Genomic DNA, 1263 nt, shown 5'->3' with positions numbered 1-1263 from the left:
GGCGGATTCATGCGGTGGTTGCAACACCGGGTGGATTTGCTTGGTCGGATAGTAGTTTGTCGAGGGCTTCGGTAGGGGTGCGCCAGGCCAGGCGTTTGCGGGGCCGGTTGTTGAGTTCGGTGGCGACCTTGTCGAGGTAGCCGGGGCCCCAGCGGGACAGGTCGGTGCCTTTGGGGAAGTACTGGCGCAGCAGGCCGTTGGTGTTCTCGTTCGACCCGCGCTGCCAGGGCGAGTGCGGGTCGCAGAAGTAGATGTCCAGCCCGGTCGCCTCGGCGATCCGGGCGTGGTTGGTCATCTCTTTGCCCTGGTCCCAGGTCACGCTGCGGCGCAGCTGCTCGGGCAGCTCGGTCATCTTGTGGATCATCGCGTCCGCGACGGTGTCGGCGGTGTGGTCGCCGGGCAGGTGCAGCAGCAGCGTGAACCCGGTGGCGCGTTCGACCAGGGTCCCGATCGCGGAGGCGGACGCGGTCGACCCCAGGATCAGGTCACCCTCCCAGTCGCCCGGCACCGCGCGGTCCTCGACCTCTTTGGGCCGCTCGGCGATGTTGACCATGCCCGGAATCTGCCCCCGCCGCACCCCCTCGACCCGCCGCGGCTTCCGCACCGCGCGGCCGGTACGAAGATGCCGGACCAGCTCACGCTTCAGCGCGCCGCGGCCCTGCACGAACAGCGCCTGATAGATCGTCTCGTGCGACACCCACATCTCCGGATCGTCAGGGAAATCCTCGCGCAACCTGGCCGCGATCTGCTCAGGACTGTGATTCTCCTCCAACCGGGCCTGCACCTCACGCCGCAACACCAGATTCGTCGCCAGCCTCGCCTCCTTCGGCCGGCGCGCCTTCACGTCCGCATCGGCCTGCGCCGTGGACGCCCGATACACCGGACCAGAATGCGTGTTCGGGCTACGCGGCACCCGACGCAACTCCCGGCTGATCGTCGACGGAGCCCGCCCCAGCCGCTCCGCGATCTCCCGCACCCCCAACCGCGCCGCGCTGAGCACCGCGATCTCCTCCCGCTCGGCGAAACTCAAACACCGCCCCCGCCCGCCCGCTCCCGCCGATGGCATCACCCCGCCACGATCACCGAACCACTCCCAACCCTTCGCATGCGACACACCGACCGCCGCCGCAGCCTCCCCAACACCCAGCCCCGCACGCACCCCACCCCAGAACCCGTACTCCCACTCCACCGGAAACCGAGGACGACCACCCATCACAACACCCCTTCAACCAGAAGGCGTTGCAATCACCCCTTGAGCCCGCC

Annotated in this window: 1 protein-coding gene; it reads right to left on the bottom strand. The window is 68.7% G+C overall.

From position 1 onward, the window contains the following. Positions 1–7 precede the first annotated feature (7 nt). Complete coding sequence (locus ACWF0M_RS38115; RefSeq protein WP_452240641.1) at positions 8–1213, bottom strand: IS30 family transposase; 1206 nt, start codon at positions 1211–1213, stop codon at positions 8–10. Positions 1214–1263 lie beyond the last annotated feature (50 nt).

This window comes from Kribbella sp. NPDC055110 (genome assembly GCF_053607525.1).
Note: the sequence above shows the minus strand (reverse complement) of the source record. Positions and strands in the feature narration are given on the sequence as shown.

Excerpts from the sequence above, each read along its gene's own strand:
- ACWF0M_RS38115 (WP_452240641.1), bottom strand. The coding sequence starts at position 1,213 with ATGGGTGGTCGTCCTCGGTTTCCGGTGGAGTGGGAGTACGGGTTCTGG.